Annotated in this window: 22 protein-coding genes and 2 pseudogenes; 8 read left to right on the top strand and 16 right to left on the bottom strand. The window is 64.4% G+C overall.

Translation table 11 applies throughout. The annotated features are described in order from the left end of the window. Positions 1-59 precede the first annotated feature (59 nt). The 3 genes from AC1RNN_RS13530 (at position 60) to AC1RNN_RS13520 (ending at position 3,060) form a co-directional block, all read left to right on the top strand. Entirely contained in the window at positions 60-1,253 is a 1,194-nt protein-coding gene (locus AC1RNN_RS13530) for a YbfB/YjiJ family MFS transporter (protein WP_493089598.1), read from the top strand. A 146-nt stretch (positions 1,254-1,399) separates the two neighbouring features. Further along, a complete protein-coding gene (locus tag AC1RNN_RS13525; RefSeq protein WP_493089599.1) occupies positions 1,400-2,386 on the top strand; it encodes an MYG1 family protein in 987 nt (328 codons plus the stop codon). Beyond that, positions 2,386-3,060 carry a hypothetical protein gene (locus AC1RNN_RS13520; RefSeq protein ID WP_493089600.1) on the top strand — a complete coding sequence of 225 codons (675 nt, stop codon included), beginning with the start codon at positions 2,386-2,388 and terminating at the stop codon, positions 3,058-3,060. Before AC1RNN_RS13525 ends, AC1RNN_RS13520 begins: the two co-directional genes overlap by 1 nt. Here the strand turns inward: AC1RNN_RS13520 and AC1RNN_RS13515 are convergent. Together AC1RNN_RS13515 and AC1RNN_RS13510 are read right to left on the bottom strand one after the other, a co-directional pair. Continuing rightward, a complete protein-coding gene (locus AC1RNN_RS13515) occupies positions 3,044-3,646 on the bottom strand; it encodes a tRNA-uridine aminocarboxypropyltransferase (protein ID WP_493089601.1) in 603 nt (200 codons plus the stop codon). The genes AC1RNN_RS13520 and AC1RNN_RS13515 overlap by 17 nt on opposite strands. Then, positions 3,646-4,548 (bottom strand): LysR family transcriptional regulator, encoded by a 903-nt coding sequence (locus tag AC1RNN_RS13510; protein ID WP_493089602.1) that lies wholly within the window; start codon positions 4,546-4,548, stop codon positions 3,646-3,648. Before AC1RNN_RS13510 ends, AC1RNN_RS13515 begins: the two co-directional genes overlap by 1 nt. 172 nt (positions 4,549-4,720) lie before the next feature. On the opposite strand from AC1RNN_RS13510, the gene AC1RNN_RS13505 reads away from it, so the two are divergent. The 3 genes from AC1RNN_RS13505 to add are packed head-to-tail and all read left to right on the top strand — an operon-like array spanning position 4,721 to position 7,447. Continuing rightward, positions 4,721-5,326 carry an ester cyclase gene (locus AC1RNN_RS13505; protein ID WP_493089603.1) on the top strand — a complete coding sequence of 202 codons (606 nt, stop codon included), beginning with the start codon at positions 4,721-4,723 and terminating at the stop codon, positions 5,324-5,326. A 50-nt stretch (positions 5,327-5,376) separates the two neighbouring features. Then, positions 5,377-6,393 carry an NAD-dependent epimerase/dehydratase family protein gene (locus AC1RNN_RS13500; protein WP_493089604.1) on the top strand — a complete coding sequence of 339 codons (1,017 nt, stop codon included), beginning with the start codon at positions 5,377-5,379 and terminating at the stop codon, positions 6,391-6,393. A gap of 40 nt (positions 6,394-6,433) precedes the next feature. Beyond that, positions 6,434-7,447 carry an adenosine deaminase gene (gene add, locus AC1RNN_RS13495; protein ID WP_493089605.1) on the top strand — a complete coding sequence of 338 codons (1,014 nt, stop codon included), beginning with the start codon at positions 6,434-6,436 and terminating at the stop codon, positions 7,445-7,447. 262 nt (positions 7,448-7,709) lie between these two features. Here add and AC1RNN_RS13490 read toward each other — a convergent pair. From AC1RNN_RS13490 to AC1RNN_RS13455, 8 genes and pseudogenes are all read right to left on the bottom strand, one after another. Then, positions 7,710-7,820: pseudogene (locus AC1RNN_RS13490) on the bottom strand (ATP-binding protein); the annotation flags it as partial. Then, positions 7,813-8,070, bottom strand: a pseudogene (locus AC1RNN_RS13485) (IS21 family transposase); the annotation flags it as partial. The pseudogenes AC1RNN_RS13485 and AC1RNN_RS13490, both read right to left, overlap by 8 nt. Positions 8,071-8,680: 610 nt before the next feature. After that, on the bottom strand, positions 8,681-9,940 hold the full coding sequence (locus AC1RNN_RS13480; RefSeq protein WP_493089606.1) for a Zn-dependent hydrolase: 1,260 nt from the start codon (positions 9,938-9,940) through the stop codon (positions 8,681-8,683). A 28-nt stretch (positions 9,941-9,968) separates the two neighbouring features. After that, a complete protein-coding gene (gene hydA / locus AC1RNN_RS13475) occupies positions 9,969-11,411 on the bottom strand; it encodes a dihydropyrimidinase (protein ID WP_493089607.1) in 1,443 nt (480 codons plus the stop codon). Positions 11,412-11,486: 75 nt separating this feature from the next. Continuing rightward, positions 11,487-12,794, bottom strand: coding sequence for an NAD-dependent dihydropyrimidine dehydrogenase subunit PreA (preA, locus tag AC1RNN_RS13470; protein ID WP_493089608.1), 1,308 nt, complete (start codon positions 12,792-12,794; stop codon positions 11,487-11,489). A gap of 30 nt (positions 12,795-12,824) precedes the next feature. Then, positions 12,825-14,177 carry an NAD(P)-dependent oxidoreductase gene (locus AC1RNN_RS13465; RefSeq protein ID WP_493089609.1) on the bottom strand — a complete coding sequence of 451 codons (1,353 nt, stop codon included), beginning with the start codon at positions 14,175-14,177 and terminating at the stop codon, positions 12,825-12,827. A 141-nt stretch (positions 14,178-14,318) separates the two neighbouring features. Further along, complete coding sequence (locus AC1RNN_RS13460; protein WP_493089610.1) at positions 14,319-15,233, bottom strand: alpha/beta fold hydrolase; 915 nt, start codon at positions 15,231-15,233, stop codon at positions 14,319-14,321. A 210-nt stretch (positions 15,234-15,443) separates the two neighbouring features. Further along, positions 15,444-16,046 (bottom strand): TetR/AcrR family transcriptional regulator, encoded by a 603-nt coding sequence (locus tag AC1RNN_RS13455; RefSeq protein WP_493089611.1) that lies wholly within the window; start codon positions 16,044-16,046, stop codon positions 15,444-15,446. A 147-nt stretch (positions 16,047-16,193) separates the two neighbouring features. Here AC1RNN_RS13455 and AC1RNN_RS13450 point away from each other — a divergent pair, with 147 nt between their 5' ends. Next, positions 16,194-17,171 (top strand): hypothetical protein, encoded by a 978-nt coding sequence (locus AC1RNN_RS13450; protein WP_493089612.1) that lies wholly within the window; start codon positions 16,194-16,196, stop codon positions 17,169-17,171. 1 nt (position 17,172) lies between these two features. Here the strand turns inward: AC1RNN_RS13450 and AC1RNN_RS13445 are convergent, their stop codons facing one another. The 3 genes from AC1RNN_RS13445 to AC1RNN_RS13435 are packed head-to-tail and all read right to left on the bottom strand — an operon-like array spanning position 17,173 to position 20,582. Continuing rightward, entirely contained in the window at positions 17,173-18,084 is a 912-nt protein-coding gene (locus AC1RNN_RS13445) for a LysR substrate-binding domain-containing protein (RefSeq protein WP_493089613.1), read from the bottom strand. 5 nt (positions 18,085-18,089) lie between these two features. Beyond that, positions 18,090-18,893 (bottom strand): carbon-nitrogen hydrolase family protein, encoded by an 804-nt coding sequence (locus AC1RNN_RS13440; RefSeq protein WP_493089614.1) that lies wholly within the window; start codon positions 18,891-18,893, stop codon positions 18,090-18,092. 3 nt (positions 18,894-18,896) lie between these two features. Further along, on the bottom strand, positions 18,897-20,582 hold the full coding sequence (locus tag AC1RNN_RS13435) for a flavin monoamine oxidase family protein (RefSeq protein ID WP_493089615.1): 1,686 nt from the start codon (positions 20,580-20,582) through the stop codon (positions 18,897-18,899). Positions 20,583-20,780: 198 nt separating this feature from the next. Between AC1RNN_RS13435 and AC1RNN_RS13430 the strand changes: the two genes are divergently transcribed. Continuing rightward, entirely contained in the window at positions 20,781-21,977 is a 1,197-nt protein-coding gene (locus tag AC1RNN_RS13430; protein WP_493089616.1) for an acyl-CoA dehydrogenase, read from the top strand. 6 nt (positions 21,978-21,983) lie between these two features. On the opposite strand, the gene AC1RNN_RS13425 is transcribed toward AC1RNN_RS13430, so the two are convergent. Genes AC1RNN_RS13425 through AC1RNN_RS13415 form a run of 3 tightly spaced genes read right to left on the bottom strand, consistent with a single transcriptional unit; the run spans position 21,984 to position 25,460 of the window. Beyond that, positions 21,984-23,324: a GH1 family beta-glucosidase gene (locus tag AC1RNN_RS13425; protein ID WP_493089617.1), complete on the bottom strand. Its 1,341-nt coding sequence runs from the start codon at positions 23,322-23,324 to the stop codon at positions 21,984-21,986. Next, positions 23,321-24,391 carry a Gfo/Idh/MocA family protein gene (locus tag AC1RNN_RS13420; protein WP_493089618.1) on the bottom strand — a complete coding sequence of 357 codons (1,071 nt, stop codon included), beginning with the start codon at positions 24,389-24,391 and terminating at the stop codon, positions 23,321-23,323. The genes AC1RNN_RS13425 and AC1RNN_RS13420 overlap by 4 nt, the downstream gene beginning before the upstream one ends. Before the next feature lie 22 nt (positions 24,392-24,413). After that, positions 24,414-25,460: a LacI family DNA-binding transcriptional regulator gene (locus AC1RNN_RS13415; protein ID WP_493089619.1), complete on the bottom strand. Its 1,047-nt coding sequence runs from the start codon at positions 25,458-25,460 to the stop codon at positions 24,414-24,416. Between the last annotated feature and the right edge of the window lie 14 nt (positions 25,461-25,474).

Below are 25,474 nucleotides of genomic sequence, written 5' to 3'. Positions count from 1 at the left end.
GGGACTTGGGTGCGTAAGGTGGCATGCTTGGCTGCGACTGGCACTTGCACAATGCAGGCATGCCTGTTCAAAAACCGATCGCCATTGCCCTGGCCGGCATGGTGTCCCTGGCCGTGGCCATGGGAATTGGCCGTTTCGCCTTCACCCCCCTCTTGCCCATGATGCTGCACGACGGTGTCATTGACCTGCCGGGCGCCAGCTGGCTGGCCACGGCCAACTACATCGGCTACTGGCTGGGCGCCATGGCCTGCGCGCTGCAGCCCTGGCTCTGGTCGCGCTGGCCCGCGCTGCGTCCGGTGGTGCACACCCAAGCCATGCGTCTCGGGCTGGTGCTCACCGTGGTGTTGACGCTGGGTATGGCCCTGCACTGGCCGGCGCTGTGGCCGCTGTGGCGGTTTCTGGCCGGAGTGGCCAGTGCGCTGGTCTTTGTCTACACCTCGGGCTGGTGCCTGGCGCGGTTGGCTGCGCTGGGGGCGCCACAACTCTCCGGCGTCATCTTTGTCGGCCCGGGGCTAGGCATCGCAGTCACCGGGCTGGCCGCGACGGCCCTGGTGGCCAATGGGCAATCCGCAGCTACTGGGTGGATGGCGATGGCCGCCTTGGCCTTGCTGCTGACCATGCTGCTCTGGCGCCAGTTGCAGGGCACGGTACCGCCGGCTGCGCCCGCCGTGGCGTCCCATGCCGCGGGCGGTAGTGCCATGGCGGTGCTGGCGGTGGCCTACGGGCTGGCCGGCTTTGGCTACATCATCACCGCCACCTTTTTGCCGGTGATTGCGCGCCAGGCGCTGCCCCAGTCCCTGTGGTTGGACCTGTTCTGGCCGCTGTTTGGTGTGGGCGTGGGGCTGGGCGCGCTGCTGACCATCCGCTTCCCCGCGCACTGGGACCGGCGCCACCTGCTCATGGCCTGCTACGCGCTGCAGGCCGCCGGTGTGCTGCTGGGCGTGTGGTGGCCCAGCCTGGCCGGGTTTGCGCTGGGCAGCCTGCTCATCGGCCTGCCGTTCACCGCCATCACCTTGTTTGCGATGCAGGAAGTGCGGCGCCTGCGGCCGCAAGGCGCCTCGGCCTTTATTGGCCTGCTGACGGCCGTCTATGGCTTGGGCCAGATTGCCGGCCCGCCCTGGGTGGCCTGGCTGCTGGCGCGCAGTCCCAGCACGGCGCAGGGCTTTGCGCTCTCGCTGGAAACCGCGGCGGCCAGCCTGCTGCTCGGTGTGGCGCTGTACTACGGTCTGGTCCGGCGTTATCCGCTGCGCTGATCGGCGTGCTCAAGCTGCGCTAGCGGACCCGCCCCCGGGGGGGCTTCGCCAGAGTGATATCGGTCGCAGTTTTTTGCTATCAAAGTAGTAGCTGCTCGCGCACGGACATCGAGGGCTGGAAGCCCGTTTGACTTTAAAATTGCGACATGTCTCTCCACCCCACCATCGCCACGCACAGTGGCACTTTCCACGCCGATGACGTTTTTGGCGTGGGCATCCTGATGGGCGTGTTCCCATCGCACACCCTGATCCGCACCCGCAAGCAGGAACTCATTGACGCCGCCGACTTCGCCGTTGACGTGGGCGGCAGCTGGGACGCTGCACGTGGCCGCTTTGACCACCACCAACGCGGCTTTGACGGCGCGCGCCCCGCGCAAGAGCTGGACGGCACCACCAAACCCGGCGTGGGCTACGCCAGTGCGGGCCTGGTCTGGTCCGCCTTTGGCACGGCCTATGTGAAAGCCTGGGCTGCCAACGCGGGCCAGACGCTGGACGACGCGGCCGTGGCAGAAATCGTGCGCTCCATTGACCACTCGCTGGTGCAATACCTCGACATCGTGGACACCGGCCAGGGCGATGTCTCGCCCGGCATCTTTGGCCTCTCTAGCCTCATCGCCCAGCTCAACACCCACTGGCTCGAAGAGCAGGGCCTGGACCTGGCAGCCAAGGCCGCACTGCTGGAAACCCGCTTTCGCGAAGCCATTGCCATCACGCGCAAGTTCCTCGACCACGCCATCAGCAAGAAGGTGGCCCAGCTGCGCGCCATGGACACCGTGCGCAACGCGCCGCGCCTGCTGGGCGGCCGTGTGCTGCACCTGCAAGAGGGTGGCATGCCCTGGACGCATGTGGTGGTGCACGAGATGCCCGAGGTGATGTTCGTCATCTACCCCGACTCCGACGGCAACCAGTACCAGATCAAGACCGTGCCGGTAGAGGCCGGTTCCTTCACCGCGCGCATGGACCTGCCCGAAGCCTGGGCCGGCCTGCGCGATGCCGAGTTGGCCGCCGTGAGCGGCGTGGCGGACAGCGTGTTCTGCCACCTCAACCTCTTCATTGGCGGCGCCCGCAGCTTTGAGGGCGCGGTCAAGCTGGCCGAACTGGCCCTGGCCCACCGCGCAGCGAGCGCGGCCTGATGCGGGCCGACCAGAAACCCACGGCCCTGCAGCAGGTCCGCACGGCGGTGCTGGCCAACATGAAGCCGGGGCTGGTGCTCTGGTGTGGGTTGGTGCTGCTCTTGCTGGCTTACCTGCTCAGCCCCGCCGTGGAAAGCGGGCTGCGCCAGTGGGGCGAACTCAAGCTAGCCTGGGGCTACACCGGCTCCTTTGTCACTTATGCCGCCTTTGCCGTGCTGGTGCCCGAGCTGCTGGCCTGGGCCGTGCTGCGCCAGCCGGTGCCGCGCACCATCGTCAAAGACATGGCCTTTGCCATCGTGGTGTTCGGCCTCATCGGCATGTCGGTGCAGGTGCTGTATGAGGTGCAGGTTGCCCTGTTCGGCAGTGGCAACGATGCGGCCACCATCATCAAGAAGATGCTGTTCGACCAGTTCGTCTACTCGCCGGTGTCCAACTTCATCATGGTGGGCGTCTTCCTCTGGAAGGACGAGGGCTTTCGCACGAGCACGCTGCGCTACTTCGGCACGCTGGACTTCTGGACCCAGCGCTACCTGCCCGTCATCATCGCGGTGTGGTGCGTGTGGGGCCCGGGCGTGCTGGTCATCTACTTCATGCCCACCGCGCTGCAGTTCCCCGTCGCCAGCCTCATCCTGAGTTTCTGGATCCTGATATTCAAGTTCATGCGCAAGGTCTAGGCACGCGGGCCTTCTGCTGCGCCACAAAACCGTCAAAGGCCTGCAGCAGCGGCTGCCAGCGTGCTGCGTTGCCTTCCAGCTGCGCCAGCGCAGCGCAGGTGGCTTCCAGGGTAGACAGCTGCCCCGGCGTGTGCGCCTTGCGGATGGCGTAGCGGCTCTCGGGTACTTCGGTCAACGCCAGCCGCGGCAAGCGCTGTAGCGCGGGGCTCTGGTGCAGCATCTTGCGGCTCTTGCGCCAGGTGGCATCCAGCACCACCAGCCGCAGCGTGTGCAGATCGCCCAGCCGTTCCACATCCAGCGCGTCGGGCACCGCATGGCCTGCATAGTCGGTGGGCGGGTACAGCAGCACGGTGGTTTTGTCATCGGGCATCAGCGCTTGCAACGCTGCGTTGTCCCACGCTTCGCCCACCACCAGTCGGCTGCCGGGCAGGCTCAGGTGCAGTAGGCGTGCGCTGTTCTTGGCGTGGTGCTCTTCCATCGGATGTTGCAGCACCAGCACCTCGCAGGCGGTGGCCGTGGGCGTGATGAAGCCGCAGATACAGCTTGCCAGCGGGCGCAGGCAGCGCGGGCAGATGGGGCGGCCCATCACGCTTCCATGTATTCCTGCAAGCCTTTCAACAGCGCCTCAAAGGTCACCTTGCAGCGCGGCGTGTTGCGCAAGTCCTCGTGCATGGTCAGCCAGGTCTCCAGGCTCAGGGTGAAGCTGTCCGGCAAGAGGTGCACCAGGTGCGGGTCGCGCCGGGCCAGCAGGCTCTGGCAGACCCCAATGCCGCAGCCGGCCCGGATTAGTGCGAGCTGGGCCACATCGTTGTCAGTGCGCAGCGCAAAGGCCTCGCGCTGCCAAAGCGTCATGCCCTTGCGGGCTGCGCGCACGAAAGCGCTTTCTTCGTCAAAGCCAATTAGCGCGTGCTGCGCCAGGTCGTCCAGTGTCTGCGGCGTTCCGCGCCGCTGCAGGTAGCTGGGGTGCGCATGAAATCCCAGGTGCACCTGTCCAATCCGGCGGGCAATCAGCTGTTCCTGTTTGGGGGGCGTCATGCGCACTGCAATGTCGGCCTCGCGCTGTAGCAGGTCCTGCACGCGGTTGGTCAACACCAGTTCCACCTTCAGGTCAGGGTAGGTCTCCTGCAACTGCGCCAACATGGGCGGCAGCACCTCCACGCCCATCACCTCGCTGGCGGTGATGCGCACCGTTCCCCGGATGCCGCTTCCCTGGCTCTCGGCCGCGCGTTTGAGTGCGGCGGCCGAGCTGCTCATGCTTTGGGCAAAGGGCTGCAGTGCCAGCGCCGCTTCGGTCGGTAGCAGCCCGGTTTGTGAGCGGGTGAACAGCGCCACGCCCAGGGCCTTCTCCAGCGCGTCAATGTGGCGCCCCACGGTGGGTTGGGCAATACCCATGGCGCGGGCCGCGCCCGAGAGCGAGCCCTCTTCCAGCACGCCCAAATACGAGCGGTACAGCTCCCAGCCAATCTCGGTGTGGTTCTCGGTAGTCATACATAAATGTATGGCTGCTGGTGCATGTTGGTCAATTGCTTATTAACCCGCGCCCTTCCAAACTTCATCCCATCGCAGCAAGGCAGGTCAGTACAAAAACCAATAGGGACTGGTCAAGAGGCTGCGAAGTAGCCACATCCTCAACCCTCTACTTTGACTTTAGGAGTTTCCCATGACTGTTTTGACTCAATACAAACATACCCACCTGCGCTTCAACCAGATTGCAGCGACTGCGTTGTTCGTCACCACCTTCACGTCAGCTTTTGGCGCCATCCCCGACGCGGGCGCGGCAGTCACCAAGCCCATTGTGCCCATGCACACAGTTGCTCCGGCAACTGTCTCGCACCATGCGCTAGTCACCCAATGGGTGGCATTCTGGAATGGCGACCTTGCACTAGCCAAATCCATCATCGCCCCTGACTTTGCCCTGCATGCCACCTTGCTCGACGGTCGACCTGACACGGCGATCAGTGGCCCTTTGGGCCTGGCAAGCTGGGTTTCGCAAAGCCACGGGCTCTTTAGTGACCTTCACTTCACGGTGCAAGTGGGTCCCATTGTGGACGGCGACTTTGCAGTGCTCCGGTGGGTGGCTGAGGGTCGCTATCGGGGAGGCATCCCTGGCGCCCATGCCGCGGTTGGCACACCGCTGCGATTCACCGGTACCGACACCCTTCGTATCGAGAGCGGGAAGGTGAAGGACTACTGGCTCAACGCTGACACTGGCGACCTGCTCATGCAACTGAAGTTCGGCCAACCCCCCGTAACAGTTGCCAAGTAAGCGAAGCAGCTTCACGCAGCAGAACCATTCTTCTCACAAGGAGCTTCAACATGGACAACAACAGAATCAAAAACACCACAGCATTGGTATTGGGCGCCACGGGTGGCGTGGGGGGTGAAGTGGCGCGCCAACTGCGCGATGCGGGCTGGACCGTGCGCGCACTGCGCCGCGGCGGCGACCAGCAAATGGAGCGGCGCGACGGCATGGTCTGGATGCGCGGCGACGCCATGAACCGCGCCGACGTCATGGCCGCGGCGCAGGGTTGCTCCGTCATCGTGCACGCCGTCAACCCGCCCGGCTACCGCCGCTGGGGCGAGCTGGTGCTGCCCATGGTGGACAACACCATCGCCGCCGCCAAGGCGGTGGGCGCCACCATCGTGCTGCCCGGCACCGTCTACAACTACGGCCCCAGCGCCTTCCCGGTGTTGAAAGAAGATTCCGCGCAAGAGCCGGTGACCCGCAAAGGCCTGATCCGCGTGGAGATGGAGCGCCGCCTGCAAGAAGCCAGCGGCCAGGGCTGCCAGGTCATCGTGGTGCGCGCGGGCGACTTCTTTGGCCCGCGCCTGGGCAACAGCTGGTTCTCGCAAGGCATCCTCAAGCCCGGCCAGCCGGTCACATCCATTGCCCTGCCCGGTGCACCCGGCGTGGGCCACCAGTGGTCTTACCTGCCCGATGTGGCGCGCACCATGGTTGAACTGCTGCAGCGCCGCGACACGCTGGCGCCCTTTGCCAGCTTCCACATGGCCGGCCACTGGGACGCCGATGGCACGCAGATGGCCGAGTCCATCCGCCGCGTCGTCGTGCGCCGCGGTGGTGCCCAGCCTACCCTGCGCGCGCTGCCCTGGTGGCTGCTGGCCCTGGCCTCGCCCTTTGTGCCCACGCTGCGCGAGCTGCGTGAGATGCGCTACCTGTGGAACGAGCCCGTGCGCATGGACAACGCCATGCTGGTGGCCACACTGGGCCGCGAGCCACATACCGCGCTGGACGAGGCGGTAGAGGCGGCGCTGGTGGGCATGGGCTGCCTGCAGCCGCAAGCTGCGACGGAGCGCATGGCCTCTATGGCCTGAGCCGTATGCGGCGCTGGCGCCATGGGCCGAGAATCGGGCCATGCCCCTGCCCACACCATCCCCCGAACACGCCCGCCTCATCGCCCTGCCCAAAGCCGAGGTGCACCTGCACCTGGAGGGCTGCTTTGAGGCCGCGCTCATCGCCCAATGGGCGCGCAGCGAAGGCGTCGCCCTGCCGCGCCCGCAGGAGGATTTGTTCAAGTTCTCCGGCCTGGCGGACTTTCTGGGCTTCCTCGATCTGGCCTGCGGCCTGGCCCGCACGCAAGACCGCCTGGTGGAACTGAGCTACGGCCTCAGCCAGCGCCTGGCGGCCAATGGCACGGGCTATGCCGATGTCATCTTCAACCCCACCCACTGGCACGCCTGGCACGGCCGCCTGGGCCCCATGCTCGACGCCATCCACGCGGGCTTTAGCGCAGCGGAGCAAGATGGCCTGCCCGGTGTGGGCCTGTGCGTCAGCCTGCTGCGCACGCAGTCGGCCGACGCGGCCATTGCGCTGGTGGACACCCTCACCACCCTGCGCCACCCGCGCGTGGTGGCTCTGTCGGTAGACGGCAACGAAGCCACCGCCGGCCGCACCGGGCCCCGGTTTGCCGAAGCCTTCCGCAAGGCCGCCAACGCCGGCCTGCGCCGCACTGTGCATGCGGGCGAATCCAGCGGGCCCGAGGGCGTGTGGGACGCCGTGGACCTGCTGGGCGCCGACCGCATCGACCACGGCGTGCGCGCCATCGAAGACCCGGCGCTGGTGCAAATGCTGGCAGACCGGCAGATCCCGTTGGGCGTGTGCCCCACGTCGAATCTGGTGCTGGGGGTGTATCCGTCTATCGAGGCGCACCCCATCGAGCGGCTGCGGCAGGCGGGTGTGCGTGTCTCGCTCAACACTGATGACCCGGCGCTGCTGGGTGCGAGTCTGGTGGGGGAGTACGCGCTGTGCCGGCAGGCGTTTGGGTGGACGGATGAAGTGACGCGGGAGGTAGCGAGGACTTCTATTGAGGCTAGTTTTGCGGGGGAGGATGTGAAGGCTGGACTACTGGAGAAGTTGAACGTCTGGTGAAGTAAATGCACTTAAAGCCTGCGGTTTATGGTCTGGGCACGGATTTCTTCACCGTCGATAGCTTCGATCCCTTGTCCTTAAAAACATGCGTTTCATACGTCTTAACCAACATTGCCTTGGCCACGTGGGTGACTGTGGAACAGATAGAGCATGGCTCTCATAAAAGCGGCAACTCGAGATCTTTTTAGTGTTGAATTGCGTTGAAGCTTGACCCGAGCTTTCCACCCAATTTTGATCCACACGATTTATATGCACAAAGTGCTCACGTTGTGGATAAGTTCTTGATCTTCTCCTTTTTGGGTTCAGCCTTTGCAGTGCTGTTTTTGAATCGATAGCTGTCGTTTCCAGTTTCAAGGATATGATGTGTAGATCTGCTTCAGATTGCGCCGCTGTTTCCGAGATTTTGTTGCCTCCAATTCCAGCCAGCTAGTTAGCTTTTCGGCATAGGAATCCAGCTTCTTTGGGCTGACCCGCCTGGGGTAGCTAGGCTCAATTTCCTCTGAGCTGAGGTACTTCTTTACGGTGTTGCGAGCCAGGCCTGTACGCCTGGAAATCTCGCGGATGGACATTTGTTCCCGTAGTGCCCAACGCCTGATGACATTCAATGTCGCCACGTCTATCACTCCTAAATTCCCCCTGCTTTAAAAACTAGCAGGGTAGGGCCAACGTGGATCAAATTTGGGCGGAAATAACTGCTCGAAGTGGATCAGTTTTCAACGGAAATCAACACTCTGTGGGCTTGAATGGTCTGAAACCATTGTGATCGCCGAGTTTGATCATGCGCTGGATCAAATATTCCCGTGTCGGTCGGAACGATATTTGTTGAATCAAATAAGCGTACGTGGTTAGTCAAATCAGTAACTAGTGAAGAAGTGACAAGCCCTTCCTTAATTGCTGTCAATAGGTGAGTCTTTCCGGACCCGTTTACTCCAGTAAGAACCACAAAGCTTGGAAGCGTTACGTTTTCTAGACTGGTAATTGACTTGTGAACTCGAGCGAAGCTTAGGATGTTCTGCATTTGATAGTGGTCCTCCCGGCGCAAACTATTCGATTGAATAGGTAGCGCTAGAAAATGATAGTACGTAGATACTCGTCCACTGTCTTCCCCCAAACGAGTGATGATGCGATCAAAAACAAAACAGCTCCTGATTTGCTACCAAATCAGGAGCTTCTTGCGCAATGAATACGGGGGCTAGAGGCCAATAAGCCTCATATCTCTCCTCCGAAGACCAATCAAACCACCCCAGCCCTCTCCAACATCGCGTGCAGCAACACATTGCACCCCGCGGTGATGTGCTCCGGCTTCGCGTCCTCAATCTCGTTATGGCTGATGCCGTCCTTACAGGGGATGAAGATCATGCCGGCGGGGGCCAGTTTGGCCATGTAGACGGCGTCGTGGCCGGCGCCTGAGACGGCGGGCATGTTGGAGTAGCCCAGCTTCTTGGCGGCGCGGCCCACGGCGTCCACGCAGTTGTCGTGGAAAGCAATCGCGTTGTAGCTGGACACCATTTCAATCTTCACGTCCACACCGTGCTCCTGGCCCACCTTGGCGGCAAAGGCTTTCACCTCGTCGGCCATCTGGTCCACCAATGCGTCTGTGGCGTTGCGCAGGTCGATGCTGAACTTCACGCGGCCGGGGATCACGTTGCGGCTGTTGGGGAACACCTGCACCATGCCCACGGTGCCGCGGCCGTGCGGCGGGTGGCGGTGTGCTGCTGCCACCACGTCTTGCATGATGCGCGTGGCGGCCAAGAGCGAATCCTTGCGCAGCGCCATGGGTGTGGGGCCGGCGTGTGCTTCCATGCCGGTCACGGTGCAGTCAAACCAGCGGATGCCCAGCACACCGCTGACCACGCCAATGGTCACGTCGTTGTCTTCCAGCACCGGGCCTTGTTCGATGTGCGTCTCGAAGTACGCGCCAATCGGGTGGTCGCCGGGCTCCTGCGTGCCGATGTAGCCAATGCGCTCCAGCTCGCCCTTCACGGTCTTGCCTTCGGTGTCCGTCGCGGCATACGCATGCTCCAGCGTGAAGGCTTTGGCAAACACGCCCGAACCCATCATCACCGGCACAAAACGCGAGCCTTCTTCGTTGGTCCAGAAGGCCACTTCGATGGGGGCTTCGGTCTCAATGCCCAGGTCGTTCAAGGTGCGCACCACCTCGATGCCGGCCAGCACGCCGTAGTTGCCGTCGAACTTGCCACCGGTGGGCTGGGTGTCGATGTGGCTGCCGGTCATGATGGGCGGCAGGCTGTTGTTGCGACCCGCGCGGCGCATGAAGCCGTTGCCGATCTTGTCGATGGTGATGGTCATGCCGGCATCGCGTGCCCAGCCCAGCACCAGGTCGCGGCCCTGCTTGTCCAGGTCGGTCAGCGTCAGGCGGCACACGCCGCCCTTGGGCGTGGCGCCAATCTGCGCCAGCTCCATGAGCGAGGCCCAGAGGCGCTCGCCGTTGATGCGGACCTTGTCGATATCGATGGCGGTTGCGGTGGTCATGGTGGTGTCCTTCGGGCTTAGCTTTGGTTTAACGCTTTACGGCGGTGGGCGCCAGCGTCTCGGCGCGCAGGCGGCTGGCGGAGAAGTTGTCGTTGAAGGCGGGGCGCTTCAGGTAGCGGCCCTTGCCCTTCACAGCGCGCAGGTCGCCCTGCACATAGACCAGCTCACCCTGGCTGATGGTGTGGCTGGGGATGCCCTTCACCTGGCGGCCTTCGAAGATGTTGAAGTCACCTTTGCTGTGCTGCGTCTTGACCGACAGGGTTTTGGTGCCGGCGGGGTCCCACACCACCAGGTCGGCATCGGCGCCCACGGACACGCTGCCCTTTTGCGGGTAGATGTTGAACAGCTTGGCGGTGTTGGCAGACGTCACCGCTACAAACTCGCTGGGCGTCAGGCGGCCGGTATTCACGCCTTCGTCCCAGATCACGGCCAGGCGCTCTTCCACGCCGCCGCAGCCGTTGGGGATCTTGGTGAAGTCGTCCTTGCCCGCGGCCTTCTGCGCTGCGCAGAAGGTGCAGTGGTCGGTGGCGGTGGTGTGCAGGTTGCCGCTCTGCAGGCCGCGCCACAGGAATTCGCTATTGCCCTTGGGGCGGAAGGGCGGGCTCATGACGTGGGCGGCGGCGGTGGCAAAGTCGGGGTGGCGGTAGACGCTGTCGTCCAGCACCAGGTGGCCGGCCAGCACTTCGCCGTACACGCGCTGGCCGCGTGCGCGGGCGCGGGCAATGGCCTCGGCCGCTTCCACGCAGCTCACGTGCACCACGTAGATGGGCACGTTCAGCACGTCGGCAATGGCAATGGCGCGGTTGGCGGCTTCGGCTTCCACCATGGGCGGGCGGGAGAGCGGGTGGCCTTCGGGGCCCTTGATGCCCATCTCGGACACCGTTTTCTGCAGCAGGTAAACCAGCTCACCGTTCTCGGCGTGCACGGTGGGCATGGCGCCCAGTTCCAGCGCGCGCTTGAAGCTGTTCACCAGCGTTTCGTCGTCGCACATGATGGCGTTCTTGTAGGCCATGAAGTGCTTGAAGCTGTTCACGCCCTCTTGCTGCACCAGCGTACCCATGTCCTGGCGCACCTGTTCGCTCCACCAGGTGATGGCGACGTGGAAGGTGTAATCGGACGCCGACTTCTCGGCCCAGCCGCGCCACTTGCGGTAGGCGTCCATGATGTTCTCTTGCGGATCAGGGATGACGAAGTCGATGATGGTGGTGTTGCCGCCCGCCAGCCCGGCCGCGGTGCCGGTGTAGAAGTCGTCCATGGTCACCGTGCCCATGAAGGGCAGCTGCATGTGGGTGTGCGGGTCAATGCCGCCGGGCATGACGTACTGGCCGCCCGCGTCCACCGTGGTGGCGCCGGCCGGGGCCGTCAGGTTCTCGCCGACGGCGACGATCTTGCCGTCCTGGGTGATCACATCGGCGCGAAAGGCGCGGTCGGCGTTCACCACGGTGCCGCCTTTGATCAGAATGCTGGTCATAAATGCTCCTAAAAACGTAGCTGCTTGCGCAATGGATACGGGGGCTAGAGGCTGATTTGATGCATAAACGCCAGCTCAGGCGGCCTGGCGCATGGGGTTATTGGGGTGGGTGGTCCAATCCGCATGTTTATCGCTCACCAGGCTGCCAGTGCGCAAGTCTTTTTCGCCGGGTGCCAGGTCGCGCAGGGAAATAGTGTTCGGCACGGGGCACACGGTCACGCACAGGTTGCAGCCCACGCATTCGTCTTCCTTCACCTCGAAGAAGCGCTTGCCGTCCTTCATGTTGGTGATGGCCTGGTGGCTGGTGTCTTCGCAGGCAATGTGGCAGCGGCCACACTGGATGCAGCTGTCCTGGTTGATGACGGCCTTGCTGATGTGGTTCAGGTTCAGGTAGCGCCAGTCGGACACGGTGGGCACCGCCTTGCCCACGATCTCGCTCACGCTCTTGAAGCCCATTTCGTCCATGTAGTCGGACAGGCCGCTTTCCATTTCCTGCACGATCTTGAAGCCGTAGACCATGGCGGCGGTGCAGACCTGCACGGTGCCGGAGCCCAGGGCGATGAAGTCCAGCGCGTCGCGCCAGTTGCCAATGCCGCCAATGCCGGAAATGGGCATGCCGGCGGTGGCGGGGTCGCGGGCGATTTCGGCCACCATGTTCAGCGCAATCGGCTTCACCGCCGGGCCGCAGTAGCCGCCGTGGCTGCCCTTGCCACCGGTGCTGGGCGACATGGTGAGCGTGTAGGGGTCCACGCCCATGATGGAGTTGATGGTGTTGATGAGGCTCACCGCGTCGGCCCCGCCGCGCTTGGCCGCCTGGGCGGGCTTGCGGATGTCGGTGATGTTGGGCGTGAGCTTCACGATGACGGGCAGCTTGCTGTACTGCTTGCACCAGGCGGTGACCATCTCGATGTATTCGGGCACTTGGCCCACGGCGGCACCCATGCCGCGCTCGCTCATGCCGTGGGGGCAACCGAAGTTGAGCTCGATGGCGTCCGCGCCGGTGTCTTCCACGCGGGGCAGGATGGCTTTCCAGCTTTTCTCCTCGCAGGGCACCATGAGGGACACGATCATCGCGCGGTCGGCCCAGTTGCGCTTTACTTCGGTGATCTCGCGCAGGTTCAGTTCCAGGTCGCGGTCGGTGATGAGCTCGATGTTGTTGAAGCCCATGAGGCGGCGGTCGTTGGACAGCAGGGCGCCGTAGCGCGGGCCGTTGACGTTGACGACCGGTGGGCCGGCTTCGCCCAAGGTCTTCCAGACTACGCCGCCCCAGCCCGCTTCAAACGCGCGGTTGACGTTGTAGGCCTTGTCGGTAGGCGGGGCGGAGGCGAGCCAGAAAGGGTTGGGGCTCTTGACGCCGCAGAAGGTGGTTTCCAGATTGGCCATGGTGATTCTCCAGATAGGGGCGCGCGGCGTTCAGGCGCTGATTGCGGCGTGGATGGCGAGGGCGGATTGCTTGCCGTGTTCCACGGCTTCGACGGTCAGGTCCAGCCCGCCGGCGCGGCAGTCACCACCGGCCCAGACGCCCTTGAGGTTGGTGGTGCCTGCTTCGTCGGTGGCAATCTTTCCGCCGCTCAGGGTCAGGCCGGCTTCTGCCAGCACCGGGTTGCCCAGCTTCTGGCCAATGGCCTTGAGCACGGTGTCTGCGGCAAAGGTCTCGGTCTGGCCGGTGGCTTGCAGCTTGCCGTCCACCAAGGCTTGGCGGGCAAAGGTGATGCCCTTGACGTGGCCGCTGTCACCCAGCACCTCCACGGGCGCGAGCCAGTGGTGGATGGTGACGCCATTGGTTTGCGCCCATTCCTGTTCGGCCTTGGAGGCGGACAGGCTCTCGGGCCCACGGCGGTAGACCATGTGTACCTCCTCAGAACCCAGCAGCTTGCTTTGCACGGCGGCGTCCACGGCGGTCATGCCGCCGCCGATGACCACCACGCGGCGGCCTACCGGCAGGGTGGATTTGTCTTCGGTCTGGCGCAAGGTGGCAATGAAGTCCACCGCGTCTTGCACGCCTTGCAGGCTTTCGCCGGTAACGCCGAGCGCCTGGGTGGTGGCCAGGCCCATGCCAAGGAACACCGCCGCGTAGTCCTTGCGCAGCGCATCCAGCTGGGCCACGGTTTCCAGCTTCCAGTTGTTCTGGATGGTGATGCCACCAATCTCCAGCAGCCATTGCACTTCACGCTGGGCAAAGTCACCGGGCGTTTTGTAGCTGGCCAAGCCATATTCGTTCAGGCCACCGGCCTTGGGCTTGGCGTCAAACACCACCACGTCGTGCCCCTCACGCGCCAGCGTGTAGGCACAGGCCAGGCCCGCGGGGCCGGCGCCCACCACGGCCACCTTTTTGCCGGTGGAGGGGGCGCGGGTAAAGATTTGCGGCTTGTCGCTTTCCATCAGTGCGTCCACCGCGTGGCGCTGCAGGCGGCCGATGGCCACGGGGCGGTCTTCCTGCGTGTTGCGCACGCAGACGGCCTCGCACAGGTTCTCGGTGGGGCAGACGCGGGCGCACATGCCGCCCAGCGGGTTGCTCTCCAGAATGGTGCGCGCTGCACCACGCAGGTTGCCATCGCCAATGCGGCGAATGAAGGAGGGCACGTCGATGCTGGTGGGGCAGGCTGTGGCGCAGGGCGCGTCGTAGCAGTAGAGGCAGCGCTCGGCTTCCAGCAAGGCCTGTGAAGGCGTGAAGCGTGGGGTGGCGTCGGCGAAACGGGCGGCGTATTCCTCGCTGCTGAGGCGGCCGACTCGGACGTCGACAAAGGATGTGTTGGGGGTGGACACGCGGGCAACTCCTTTAAAAACTGACCGTTTGGTCAAGTCATGAGTTGCATGCTAGCAATCCACGTGCCACGCTGTAACTAGGGGTTTGCCCGGAACCCCGCAGCCTGCTCCGGTTTGCCGCAACAGGCCCGAATGCGACCGTTATCTGGTTAGGAAGTCGGCCACGGCCTGCGTCACCACGGCATCGCGCAACAGGCGGGTGTGCCCCAGGCCTTCGGTGGCCAGCAGCTGTGCGTTGGGGATGGCGTTGGCAAAAGTGGTGCCGTCGGCAAAGCGGTTGATGCGGTCACCCCGGTCGTGCACCACCAGTGTGGGCTGGGTGATGCGCGGGCCGCTGGCGTCGGGTTCGAACTGCGCCATGACGATGCCCTCACGCGCCTCGATGCGCCGCTGCAGGGCGGCGCGCATGGGCTCGTGCAGGCCAAACACCTGGGCGAACAGGCGTGTGTACTCGCGCGGAGAGGCGGGCGGCGCCAGCAGCACCAGGCGCTCGGTGGGCAGGCCGCGTGCGGCCGCAAACGCCAGGCCGTTGGCGGCCAGCGAGTGCGCCACCACGCCCTGCACGGTATGCCCCTGCTGCGCCAGGCGTGCCAGGGTGTATTCGATAGCGCGGGCGAACTGCGGCAGGTTGCTCACCCTGCCCGCGTTGCGGCCGTGGGCAGGCAAATCCAGCAGCACCGGCCGCAGCCCCTGGACGATCAGGGCCTGCGCCAGCGGCAGCATCTGGGCTGCGTGGCCACCCCAACCATGCACCAGCAGCACGCACGTGTTCTCGGCTGGTGCGCTCTTTTCCGGTGCGGCGGGGTGGCGCAGGGGGTGGTGCAGCGTGAGGCTGGCGTCTTCAAAGGCCCAGCGCTCCTGCGTCCAGTGGCCGGGCCAGGGGCGGTCGCGGCGCAGCCAGCGCGGGGGCAGCGGGGTGCCAAACAGGCGGTAGGCCAGGCGTAGCCCCAGTGCGGGCCAAAAGCGCTGGGCGGCCCCAAGGGCCAGGCGCAGCACGCGGGTGGCAGGGTTACTGGCGTAGAAATCGGACGTGGCTTTTAGGGCGGTGCTGGTCATGGCAGGCTCCGGTGGTGGGAACTTAGAAGAGAACGCTGTCGGCATTGCTGCGCGGCAGGGCCTGCAGGATGTCGCGCAGACGGGCGCGCACGTAGAGGACGGCAGCAATGGCGAGCAGGGGCAGGGCAGAGATCAACATGTGGCTTCCTTTCTTCGCACAGTCGTGCGAAATTGAGTCAAACGAAGGGACGGGGTGGACATGGCAAAACTTCAGATGCGGTAGCTGGCCAGAATGCGCTGCCAGGTGGCCTGGGCGCGTTGGGCGGCGTGGGGGTCGCGCAGAAAGCGCACGTCGTGCAGTAGCACCATGATGGCGCCGTTGAGTTCGGACACCAGCAGACCGGGGTCGGTGTCGGCGCGCAGGTGCCCAGCTTCCACGGCCTGCAGCACGGTGCGGCGCAGCGCGGCGCGCCAGCGCGTCACTTCTTGCAGCAGGACTTCACGAAGCTCGCCCTCGCGGTCGTCCAGCTCAAAGGCGCCGGCGGTGTAGAGGCAGCCCGAGTGCACTTCCACCTGATGCACGCGGGTGATCCAGCGCTGGGCGATGCCGTCCAGGCGGGGCAGGCCCTTGGGCGCCTGCATGGCTGGCACAAACACATCGGCCAGAAAGCGGCGGCCATATTCCTCGATGACCGCCTTTTGCAGGGCCTCGCGCGAACCCACGCGGGAAAACACGCCGCTCTTGGACAGGCCGGCTCGGTCCGCCACCACTTGCAGGTTGATGGCTTCCAGGCCCTCGTCAGCGGCGAGCTGCAGTGCCGCGTCCACGATGGTGGCGCGGGTCAGCTCGCTTTTAAAGGTTTTGGCATCCATGTCGCAACTTTAGCACAACTGTGCGAAATTGCAATGTCAACGCGATGTCACGTCACTGTCACGAAGCCTGGCGACAGTCCCAAGCTTTGCCATCCTTTTGAAAGATTCGCCATGTCCTTCCGTTCATTCTGTGCCTTGGCCCTTGCAATGAGTCTGACTGCATGCGCCACGGCCCCCGGCGCCCAGCGTTCCACGTTCACTTTCGGGCTGTGGGGTGACATGCCTTACAAAAAGGCGGGTGACGATGCCAAGCTGCCTGCGGTACTGGCCAGCATCAATGCCTCCGATGTGGCGTTTTCGCTCTATGACGGCGATATCAAGGACGGCAGCTCCAAGTGCACAGACGATATCTACACGGATGCACTGGCCATGTTTGGCAGCATGAAGAAGCCCGTGGTCTATGTGCCTGGTGACAACGAATGGACCGACTGCCACCGCAGCAACAACGGCGGCTTTGACGCGCTGGAGCGGCTGGCGCATCTGCGTAAGGCGATGTTTCCCACGCTCAACAGCTTGGGTCAGACCACCCTGCCATTGGAGCACCAGGGCAAGCTGGGGGAAAAGTATGTGGAAAACATCCGCTTCCGCTATGGCCCCGTGGTGTTTGCCGGTCTCAATGTGCCTGGCAGCAACAACAACGTGATCATGAGCGCCCAAGAATGCACCGCCAAGAGTGCCCGCAACGCCGCGCAATGCGACGCCTCCAATGCCGAGTACCTGGAGCGCGACGCTGCCAACATCCAGTGGCTGGAATCCACCTTCGCCCAGGCCAAGTCCGAGAACGCCGACGGAATAGTGTTGGTGTTGCAGGCGGACCCCGGCTTCGACTTGCCCGAGACCGAGGACAACAACGAAAGCCTGCTACCCCAGTACAGCGGGTACCGCAACTTCATGGCTGCCGTGATCAAGCAGACCGAAAACTACAAAGGTCAAGTACTCTTTGTGCATGGCGACACCCACTACTTCAAGGTGGACAAGCCGCTGTACAGCCCCTCCAAGCTGTTGCCCAACCTGACGCGCCTGCAGACCTTTGGCAGTCCGAGCCTGCATTGGGTCAAGGTGGGGGTGGAGCCCGGCAGCGCCCACCTGTTCAACATTCAGCCGGTGATCGTGCACCAGCCCTGAATCAGCGCACCGATTGGCCCTGGCTTGCCTGTTGCAGCCAGGTGCTGAAGTGGCGCAGGGCGGACTTGTCCTCGCTGCCTTCGGGCAGCACCAAGTAATAGTGGCGCGCGCCGGGCAAAGGTGCCGGGTGGGCCAGCACCAGCTCACCGCGGGCCAGCTCGGCCTCGATCAACAGGCGCGGCACCAGAGCCACCCCCATGCCCTGGGTGGCGGCGGCCGTGGTCATGGAGAACTGTTCATAGCGGGCGCCGGCCAGGGCCAGTGGGGCGTCCACGCCCTGGGCGGCAAACCACAATTGCCAGCTGTCGGGTCGGGTGCTTTGTTGCAACAAGGGCATGGCGGCCAGGGAACGGGCGCTCAGGCTTTTGCGGCCGGCCAGCAGCGTGGGGCTGCACACGGCGACCACTTCTTCTTCCATCAAGGGCAGGCTGTGCGTGCCCGCCCAGTGTTGTACCTGGGTAGCGGTGCCGGCGAAGATGGCGGCGTCAAACGGGGTGTCGGCGAAAAGGAAGGGGCGGGTGCGGGTCTCGATGTGGATGGTGGTGTCGGGGTGCTGTGCCTTGAAGGCTTGCAGGCGCGGAATCAGCCAGCGCGCGGCAAACGTGGGCACGCTGGCGAGCTGTACCGTGCCGCCGTGCCCCTGGGTGGACATCAGGTCCAGCGTGTCCTGCTCCAGCCCGCGCAGGCGCAAAGCCACCTGCCGGGCGTAGCGGGCACCGGCGGTAGTGAGCGCTACGCCATGCCGTGTGCGACGAAACAGGGGTGTGCCGACCAGTTCTTCCAGCGTGGTGATCTGGCGGGAGATGGCGCTTTGGGTGAGCGCGAGCTCTTGCGCGGCGCGGGTAAAGCTTTCGTGCCGGGCGGCAGCGTCAAAACTCAGCAGGGCCTGGGTGGCGGGAATCTTGCGGCGCATGGGAATCAGGGTGTGCAGGGTGGTTGTGCAGCGAGGTCGCGCACATGGTGGGCGGCTGCGCGTGCGCTGTTCAGGCGCGCCTCGTCCAGCGTGGCAATCAGCAGCGTGGTTTCGCGTCCGGCCTGCGCCACCGCCTGCCCATCGGGCGCAGCCAGCAGGCTCAGGCCGCCGTATTGCACGGGGCCTTCGGCGCCCACGTAGTTGGCATAGGCCACATAGAGCTGGTTTTCGTAGGCCCGTACCGGTACCAGGGACTGCGCGACGAAGTCGTACTCCGGCATATTGGCCGTGGGCACCACGATGAGGTCAGCGCCGGCCAGCGCAAGGCCCCGCGTGGCCTCGGGAAACTCCACGTCGTAGCAGATCAGCAAGCCCAGGTTCCAGCCTTGCAGCGCAAAGGTAGCGGCACTGGGCGCCCCGGCTGAAAACTGTTGACGGTCGAGGTCGCCAAACAGGTAGGTCTTTCGGTAGTTGAGGCAGCGTTGGCCCTGGGCATCGATACATTGCGCGGCATTGAAGACGGCGCCACTCGCATCGCGCTCCGGGTAGCCGTAAACGATGGCCAGGCCATGGCGCTGCGCGATGGTAGCGATTGCCTGCGCCCACGCTCCATCAGCGGACAGGGCCAGTTGCCGTACGGCGGCGCTTCCGATGGCGTAGCCACTCACAAACATCTCTGGGCAAACCAACAGCTGCGCGCCAGAGGCTGCGGCCTGCGCAGCGGCGTGCTCCAGGCGCTGCAGATTGCCCGCCACATCCAAGGGCGCGGGTGCGCACTGCAGCAAGGCCAGGGTCAGTGGGGGGCGCATGGCTCAGTCCGGCAAGGCCATGGGGCCCAGATTGGCAAACACATCGCCTGGGCCCGGGTTGCTCGCGTGCGTCTTGCCGCCCAGGTGGTGCACGATGCCCCAGACGGCGTTGAGCGAGGTCTGCACCGCGCCTTCGACCCATGCGGGCGTCCATGACACATCGTCACCCGCGATGAACAGGCCTTTTTGCTCGGCAGGAAATTCGTCCTGCATGAAGTGGGCATACATGCGTTGGTTGTAGCGGTAGTGGCCCGGCAGTGCGCCCTTGAAGGCGCCGAGGAAGTAGGGGTCGGCCTCCCAGGAGACGCAGATGGGGTCGCCAATGATGTGGCTGGCAATGTCCACCTTGGGATAAATCTTCTTGAGCGCCTGCAACGCAAGCTTGACGCGCTTTTCGGGTGATTGCGGCAGCATCTTGAGTGCATCGCCCATCCATGCGTATGAGAGGCAGATAACGGCAGGTTGGTCGGATCCGTTGTCAAACAGGTAGGTGCCGCGTGTGAGCCGGTCGGTCAGCGTCATGCTCATCACGTCGCGACCGGTCTCGGGGTCTTTGTCTTTCCAGAAGGGGCGGTCCACCATGACAAAGGTCTTGCTGGACTGCATGTAGCGCGTGCGGTCCAGCGCCATCCACATCTTTTGCGAGAACAGGGGCTCTTCCACCGCAATTTGCGTAGTCAGCAGCCAGCTCTGGCAGGTGGTGAGCACGGCGCTGTAGTGCCGTGTGTCGCCCCAGCAGTCGGTCACGGCCAAGCGGCCATCGGCAGCGCGGGCAATGGCCGCCACGCCAGCGCGTGTGGCGCCCGCGTGCAGGCTTTGCAGCGTGGTGCCTGCGGGCCAATGGACGATGTGCTCGGGAGCATGGCGCCACAGGCCGTGGGGTACCTGGTCGGCCCCGCCCACGATGAGGCGTTGCTCGTCATCGCAATTAGTCAGGACCACGCGCAGGATTTCGAGCATGGAGTTGGGGAAGTCCGAATCCCAGCCACCCGTGCCAAAGCCGACCTGGCCAAAGATCTCGCGGTGCCGGAAAGACAGCTTGGAGAAGGCCTTGGAGCTGGCAATGAAGTCATAGAAGGTGCGGTCGTCCCACAGGGGCACCAGGGTGTTCCAGAGGCGCTTGAGCGTGGGCACGTCGCGCTGGCGTATGGCCTCCTGCATGTCGGAGAAGCGGGCGTCGTCTTCCAGCGCTTGGGCCCAGGCGTCGGCCACCTCGCGGAACACGGCGGGCAGGTCGTCCAGTGCCTGCGCGTAGTGGGTTTCGCCTTCGAGGTCGACAACCGTACTGCCCGAGGCGGGGGTGAGCGGGTTGGGGAAGGGGCGGGTCTGCAGACCTAGTTGCTTAACGTAGTGGTAGAAGGCCGTGCCCGAGACGGGGAAGCGCATGCCGCCGAGCTCAGCTACGGTGTTCTTGGTGCCTTCAAAGATCTGCGAGCGCAGGCGTCCGCCCATCTTGGAGGCCTCGTAAAGCACGGGCTTGAGGCCCAGTTTCATGAGCTCATAGGCTGCAACCATGCCGGCCATGCCCGCACCCACGATGGCCACCTCTTCGCCCAGGCGCGCGGCCGGCAACTGGCCCAGACCGTCGGGGTGGGTAATCCAGTCGTCAAACGCAAAGGGAAAGTCTGGTCCGAAGATAGTGACGGGAGGATGTGTAGCGGAGGGTTTGCTTGATGTGGTGTTGTCCATGGCAGAGAGCCCAGAAACAAAAGCGCACTATGGCACAGGCATGCATTTGTCGCAAGATTGAAGAGAAGATCAATAGCTACAAGCGTTGTGATGGCGTTTAAGTATTCGCACATCGCATATTTGAGTGCGAAAACCTTGCTTGTGTGAAGCCCGGCACAGGGCTACCATAGCCACCCGACCATAGCCCGGAGTTACCCCATGCCGCACGCCGCTTTCCATTGGCAAGACCCCTTTCTGCTCGACAGCCAACTCAATGAGGATGAGCGCATGCTGCGCGACGCGGCCCAGACCTACGCGCAGGAACGCCTGCTGGCCCGCGTGACGGAGGCGTTTCGCAACGCGCATACCGACCCGGCCATCTTCCGCGAGATGGGCGCGCTGGGTCTGCTGGGTCCCACCATTCCCGAAGAGTACGGCGGCCCCGGCCTCAACTACGTGGCTTACGGCCTGATAGCCCGCGAGGTGGAGCGGGTGGACAGCGGCTACCGCAGCATGATGAGCGTGCAAAGCAGTTTGGTGATGGTGCCCATCTTTGAGTTCGGTACCGAGGCACAAAAGCAGAAGTACCTGCCCAAGCTGGCTACGGGCGAGTGGATTGGCTGCTTTGGCCTGACCGAGCCCGACCACGGTTCTGACCCCGGCAGCATGGCTACACGTGCCCACAAGGTGGCCGGAGGTTACAAGCTCAGCGGCAGCAAGATGTGGATCAGCAACAGTCCTATCGCCGATGTGTTCGTGGTCTGGGCCAAGGAGGTGTCCGAAGGTGGCGCCGTGGGTCCGATCCGCGGCTTTGTGCTGGAGAAGGGCATGGCCGGGCTGTCGGCGCCCGCCATCCACGGCAAGGTGGGCCTGCGTGCCAGCATCACCGGCGAGATCGTGATGGATGGCGTGTTCTGCCCTGAGGAAAACGCCTTTCCCGAGGTTCAGGGACTCAAGGGCCCGTTTACCTGCCTCAACAGCGCGCGTTACGGGATTGCCTGGGGCGCGCTGGGCGCAGCCGAAGACTGCTGGTTGCGCGCGCGCCAGTACACGCTGGACCGCAAGCAATTCGGCCGCCCGCTCGCTGCCAACCAGTTGGTGCAGAAGAAGCTGGCCGACATGCAGACCGAGATTGCGCTGGGCCTGCAGGGTTGTCTGCGCCTGGGCCGCATGAAGGACGATGGCACAGCCTCGGTCGAGATCACCTCCATCCTCAAGCGCAACAGTTGCGGCAAGGCGCTGGACATTGCCCGTATGGCGCGCGACATGATGGGTGGTAACGGCATCAGCGACGAGTTTGGCGTGGCGCGTCACCTGGTGAACCTGGAGGTAGTGAACACCTACGAGGGTACGCACGACATCCATGCACTCATCTTGGGTCGCGCGCAGACGGGCATAGCCGCCTTTGCCAACTAAGGTCGCCTAGCGCGTGAAGGGCTGTGCGTTCTGGCTCGCGATGAAGTTACGCAGCCACAGCGCGCTGTCTTTGGGAACGCGTTGCTGCGTGGGGTAGTCCACATAGCAGAGGCCAAAACGACGCGTGTAGCCGTGGCCCCACTCGAAGTTGTCGAGCAGTGACCAAGCCAGGTAGGCACTGACCGGCACCCCGGCGTCGCGCGCCTGGGCCACCGCCGCAATGTGCGACTGCAGGTAGTCGCGCCGCACCGGGTCGTGCACGCGGCCGTCCTGGAGCACATCGTCCATGGCCGCACCGTTCTCGGCAATGTAGATGTCGGGCAGGCGGTAGTCCTGGTGGATGCGCAGCAGCATTTCGCGCAGGCCGTCGGGCCAGATTTCCCAGCCCATGTCGGAAAACGCGGACGTGGCGCAGCGCACTTCGGCTGCATGCGGAAAGGGCTTGGCTGCGCTGTGCTCCACATGGCCGCGCGAGTAATAGTTGATACCCAGGCTATCAATGGGTTGGCAGATGGTGGCCAAGTCGTCCGCGTGCACCGAGGGCACCAGTGCGCCGTAGCCGTCCCAGATGTCCTGCGGGTAGTGGCCCAGAAACATGGGCTCCATGAACCAGCGGTTGAACACTCCGTATGCGTTGTGCGCGGCCTGACGCGAGGCGGCGGAGTCATCGGCTGCGTGGTAGGGCTTCACATCCAGCACCACGCCCAGGCGTGCTGTGCGTGTGTTCGCGCGCAAGGCCTGCATGCCCAGGCCATGGGCCAGCATCAGGTGGTGCGCCACCTGCAGGGCCTTGGCCTGGTCCATCTCGCCGGGCGCATGGCGCCCTTCGAGGTAGCCCACGGTGGCCGAGCAGCGCGGTTCGTTGAAGGTGGCGTAGCCGTACACGCGGTCGGCCAGGCGCTGGGCCACCACCGCTGCATAGTCGGCAAAGGCGTGGCAGGTGTCGCGGTTCAACCAGCCACCCTCGCGGTGCAGGCCCAGGGGCAAGTCCCAGTGGTAGAGCGTGGCATAGGGTGCAATACCTTTTTCCAACAGGCGGTCCACGAGGCGTTCGTAAAAGTCCAGCCCCTTGGCATTGACGGCGCCTCGCCCTTGCGGGACCACGCGCGGCCAGGCAATCGAGAAGCGGTAGGCATTGTGGCCCAGCGCGGCGATGAGGTCCACGTCCTCGCGCCAGCGGTGGTAGTGGTCGCAAGCCACGTCGCCCGTGCTGCCATCCTTGATGCGTCCGCTCTTGTGGGCAAACTCGTCCCAGATGCTGGGCAGGCGGCCATCGGCCTGCGCGGCGCCCTCGATCTGGTAGGCCGAGGTGGAGGCTCCGAAGTGAAAACCGGGGGGGAAGGTCATGGCGCGAAGTCCAGCGGCGCGGGCCGCTCGCAGGTGGTGGTGAGGGTCTGGGTCTGGCCGGTACGTGCGGCGTCCAGCGCGCGCTCCATCACTTCGAGCACATGCAGTGCCATCTCGGCGCTGCAGCGGTGCGGACGTTGCTCTTGCAGTGCCTGCGCCATGTCGATCAGGCCCAGGCCGCGCAGATTGGTGGTGTGCGGGCGCTTATCCGCTGCGCGTACCCAGGGGCCTTCACGCAAGGCAGATTTGACGATGCCGCCAAACAGGTTGGGGTCGGGCAACAGGATGCTACCGGTCTCGCCATAGAACTCCATGGGCTGGTGGGCGTGTTTCCAGACATCAAAACTGCTGGTCAGCACGACCTGCGCGCCGCTGGCAAACGCCAGCTGGCTCACGATGTGGGTGGGCACTTCCACGCGCAGGGTTGTGCCAGCATTCGGGCCCACGGCAATCGGGCGTTCGCTGTACGTCGTATGGGCTGTGCCACTGACCCGTGCGACTGGCCCCAGATGGTGCACCAGGTGCGTGAGGTAGTAGACGCCCACGTCCAGCAGCGGGCCCGCACCGGGCTGGTAAAAGAAGGCAGGGTTGGGGTGCCACTCATCGGGGCCATGTGCCATGAAATGCGCCGTGCCGTGGCGAATGCGTCCCACGGCACCGCTGTCGACCAATGCGCGCGCAGTCTGCGCGGCGGCGCCAAAAAAGGTATCGGGTGCGCTGCCCATGCGCAGGCCTTTGCGCGCGGCCAGAGTTACCAGCTCCTGACCCTTGGCAAAGCTGGCGGCCAGCGGCTTTTCGGTGAAGAAATGTTTGCCAGCCTGCAGCACTTGTATGCCGATGGCGTGGTGGCTCAGGGGCGGCGTGAGGCAGAGGATGATCTCCGCCTCGCTGTGCAACAGTGCGTCCAGCGACATGGCCTGCAAGCCGAACTCCTGGGCACGGGCTTGGGCGCTACCGCTGCCCCCATCGGCCAGCCCGACGATGCGGAACTGTTTGCTGCGTTGGAGTGTGCGCAGGTAGGCGGGGAAGATATTGCCTGTGCCGACGATGCCCAGTGCACGTGCCATAGGTGTTTGAGGGGCGGGTGCTTCAGTTCCGCGCCACGGTGGTGAGGTCCAGCGGGCGGTGCGGCCCTTGGCCGACCGAGCCACGCCAGACGATGTGCGGCGCAAAGTCGCGCTCCACGGGCAGGTTCAGGGCGTAGCAAAGGTTGAGAAGAAAGCGGCAGGCGTTGGTGGTCACCTTGTCCATGGGCATGCGCACCGTGGTCAGCGGCGGGGCGGTGTATGCGGCAATGTCCGTGTCGTCGTAGCCGACGATGGACACATCCTGCGGCACCCGGCGCCCGGCCTGGATGAAGCGCGTAATGGTCGCCATGGCCATGACATCGTTGGCGCAGAAGACGGCGGTGTAGTTCTGGTCGTGCTGCGAGAGCAGTTGCTCTGCACCTGCATAGCCCGACACAAAGCTGAAGGTGCCGTCCACATGGTGCTGCGGTTTAACCTGCACGCCGTGGCGGCCAAGTTCGGCGTGAAAACCGCGCATGCGGTCATGGTTGTCCGGTGCGTCGCGGTGCCCCTGGATGACGGCGATCTCGCGGTGTCCGTGTGACAGCAGAGCCATGGCGGCCAGTCGGCCTGCGTGTTCATGGTCGGCGCTGAAGGAGTGCTCGCCCAGCACCGAGCTGTGGCGGTTGAGCAGTACCAGGCGCGGGTAGCGGCGGTAGAGGTCGGCCAGGTCGCTCTCCAGCAGGTCGTTGCTGAGGATGAAGACGCCATCGCACTGGCGCTGCATGAGGAAGTCCACGCCTTGTAGCGCCTTTTCCCGTTCACTGCCATGGCCGCAGGCATTGGCCGCCACCATGTGCCGGTCCACCGCGCGCAGTTCGCGGTCTATGGCCTGCAGGATGGGCGAGTAAAAAGAGCCTTCGAACAGCGGCACATAGACGCCCAGCATGCCCAGGCTCTTGAGCGAGAGCGCACGCGCCACATTGGAGGGGCGGAAGTCGAGCTGCTGGATGGCCTGCTGTACGCGCGCGAGCGCATCGGGAGAGACTCCACCGCGCCCCGAGATGGCCCGGGACGCCGTGCCTACACCGACCTGGGCTAGCCGGGCAACATCTTTGATCGTGGCCATCTTACGCGCGGCGC

Source organism: Rhodoferax sp. GW822-FHT02D07, assembly GCF_058802405.1.
The sequence above is the reverse complement of the archived record's forward strand: the minus strand, read 5'-3'. Positions and strand labels throughout refer to the sequence as shown.

Coding starts and splice junctions, on each gene's coding strand:
- hydA (WP_493089607.1), bottom strand. CDS start 11,411: ATGACCAGCATTCTGATCAAAGGCGGCACCGTGGTGAACGCCGACCGC.
- AC1RNN_RS13505 (WP_493089603.1), top strand. CDS start 4,721: ATGACTGTTTTGACTCAATACAAACATACCCACCTGCGCTTCAACCAG.
- add (WP_493089605.1), top strand. CDS start 6,434: ATGCCCCTGCCCACACCATCCCCCGAACACGCCCGCCTCATCGCCCTG.
- AC1RNN_RS13460 (WP_493089610.1), bottom strand. CDS start 15,233: ATGACCAGCACCGCCCTAAAAGCCACGTCCGATTTCTACGCCAGTAAC.
- AC1RNN_RS13430 (WP_493089616.1), top strand. CDS start 20,781: ATGCCGCACGCCGCTTTCCATTGGCAAGACCCCTTTCTGCTCGACAGC.
- AC1RNN_RS13480 (WP_493089606.1), bottom strand. CDS start 9,940: ATGACCACCGCAACCGCCATCGATATCGACAAGGTCCGCATCAACGGC.
- AC1RNN_RS13420 (WP_493089618.1), bottom strand. CDS start 24,391: ATGGCACGTGCACTGGGCATCGTCGGCACAGGCAATATCTTCCCCGCC.
- AC1RNN_RS13510 (WP_493089602.1), bottom strand. CDS start 4,548: ATGACTACCGAGAACCACACCGAGATTGGCTGGGAGCTGTACCGCTCG.
- AC1RNN_RS13520 (WP_493089600.1), top strand. CDS start 2,386: ATGCGGGCCGACCAGAAACCCACGGCCCTGCAGCAGGTCCGCACGGCG.
- AC1RNN_RS13445 (WP_493089613.1), bottom strand. CDS start 18,084: ATGCGCCGCAAGATTCCCGCCACCCAGGCCCTGCTGAGTTTTGACGCT.
- AC1RNN_RS13425 (WP_493089617.1), bottom strand. CDS start 23,324: ATGACCTTCCCCCCCGGTTTTCACTTCGGAGCCTCCACCTCGGCCTAC.
- AC1RNN_RS13455 (WP_493089611.1), bottom strand. CDS start 16,046: ATGGATGCCAAAACCTTTAAAAGCGAGCTGACCCGCGCCACCATCGTG.
- AC1RNN_RS13450 (WP_493089612.1), top strand. CDS start 16,194: ATGAGTCTGACTGCATGCGCCACGGCCCCCGGCGCCCAGCGTTCCACG.
- preA (WP_493089608.1), bottom strand. CDS start 12,794: ATGGCCAATCTGGAAACCACCTTCTGCGGCGTCAAGAGCCCCAACCCT.
- AC1RNN_RS13515 (WP_493089601.1), bottom strand. CDS start 3,646: ATGGGCCGCCCCATCTGCCCGCGCTGCCTGCGCCCGCTGGCAAGCTGT.
- AC1RNN_RS13500 (WP_493089604.1), top strand. CDS start 5,377: ATGGACAACAACAGAATCAAAAACACCACAGCATTGGTATTGGGCGCC.
- AC1RNN_RS13415 (WP_493089619.1), bottom strand. CDS start 25,460: ATGGCCACGATCAAAGATGTTGCCCGGCTAGCCCAGGTCGGTGTAGGC.
- AC1RNN_RS13435 (WP_493089615.1), bottom strand. CDS start 20,582: ATGGACAACACCACATCAAGCAAACCCTCCGCTACACATCCTCCCGTC.
- AC1RNN_RS13440 (WP_493089614.1), bottom strand. CDS start 18,893: ATGCGCCCCCCACTGACCCTGGCCTTGCTGCAGTGCGCACCCGCGCCC.
- AC1RNN_RS13525 (WP_493089599.1), top strand. CDS start 1,400: ATGTCTCTCCACCCCACCATCGCCACGCACAGTGGCACTTTCCACGCC.
- AC1RNN_RS13530 (WP_493089598.1), top strand. CDS start 60: ATGCCTGTTCAAAAACCGATCGCCATTGCCCTGGCCGGCATGGTGTCC.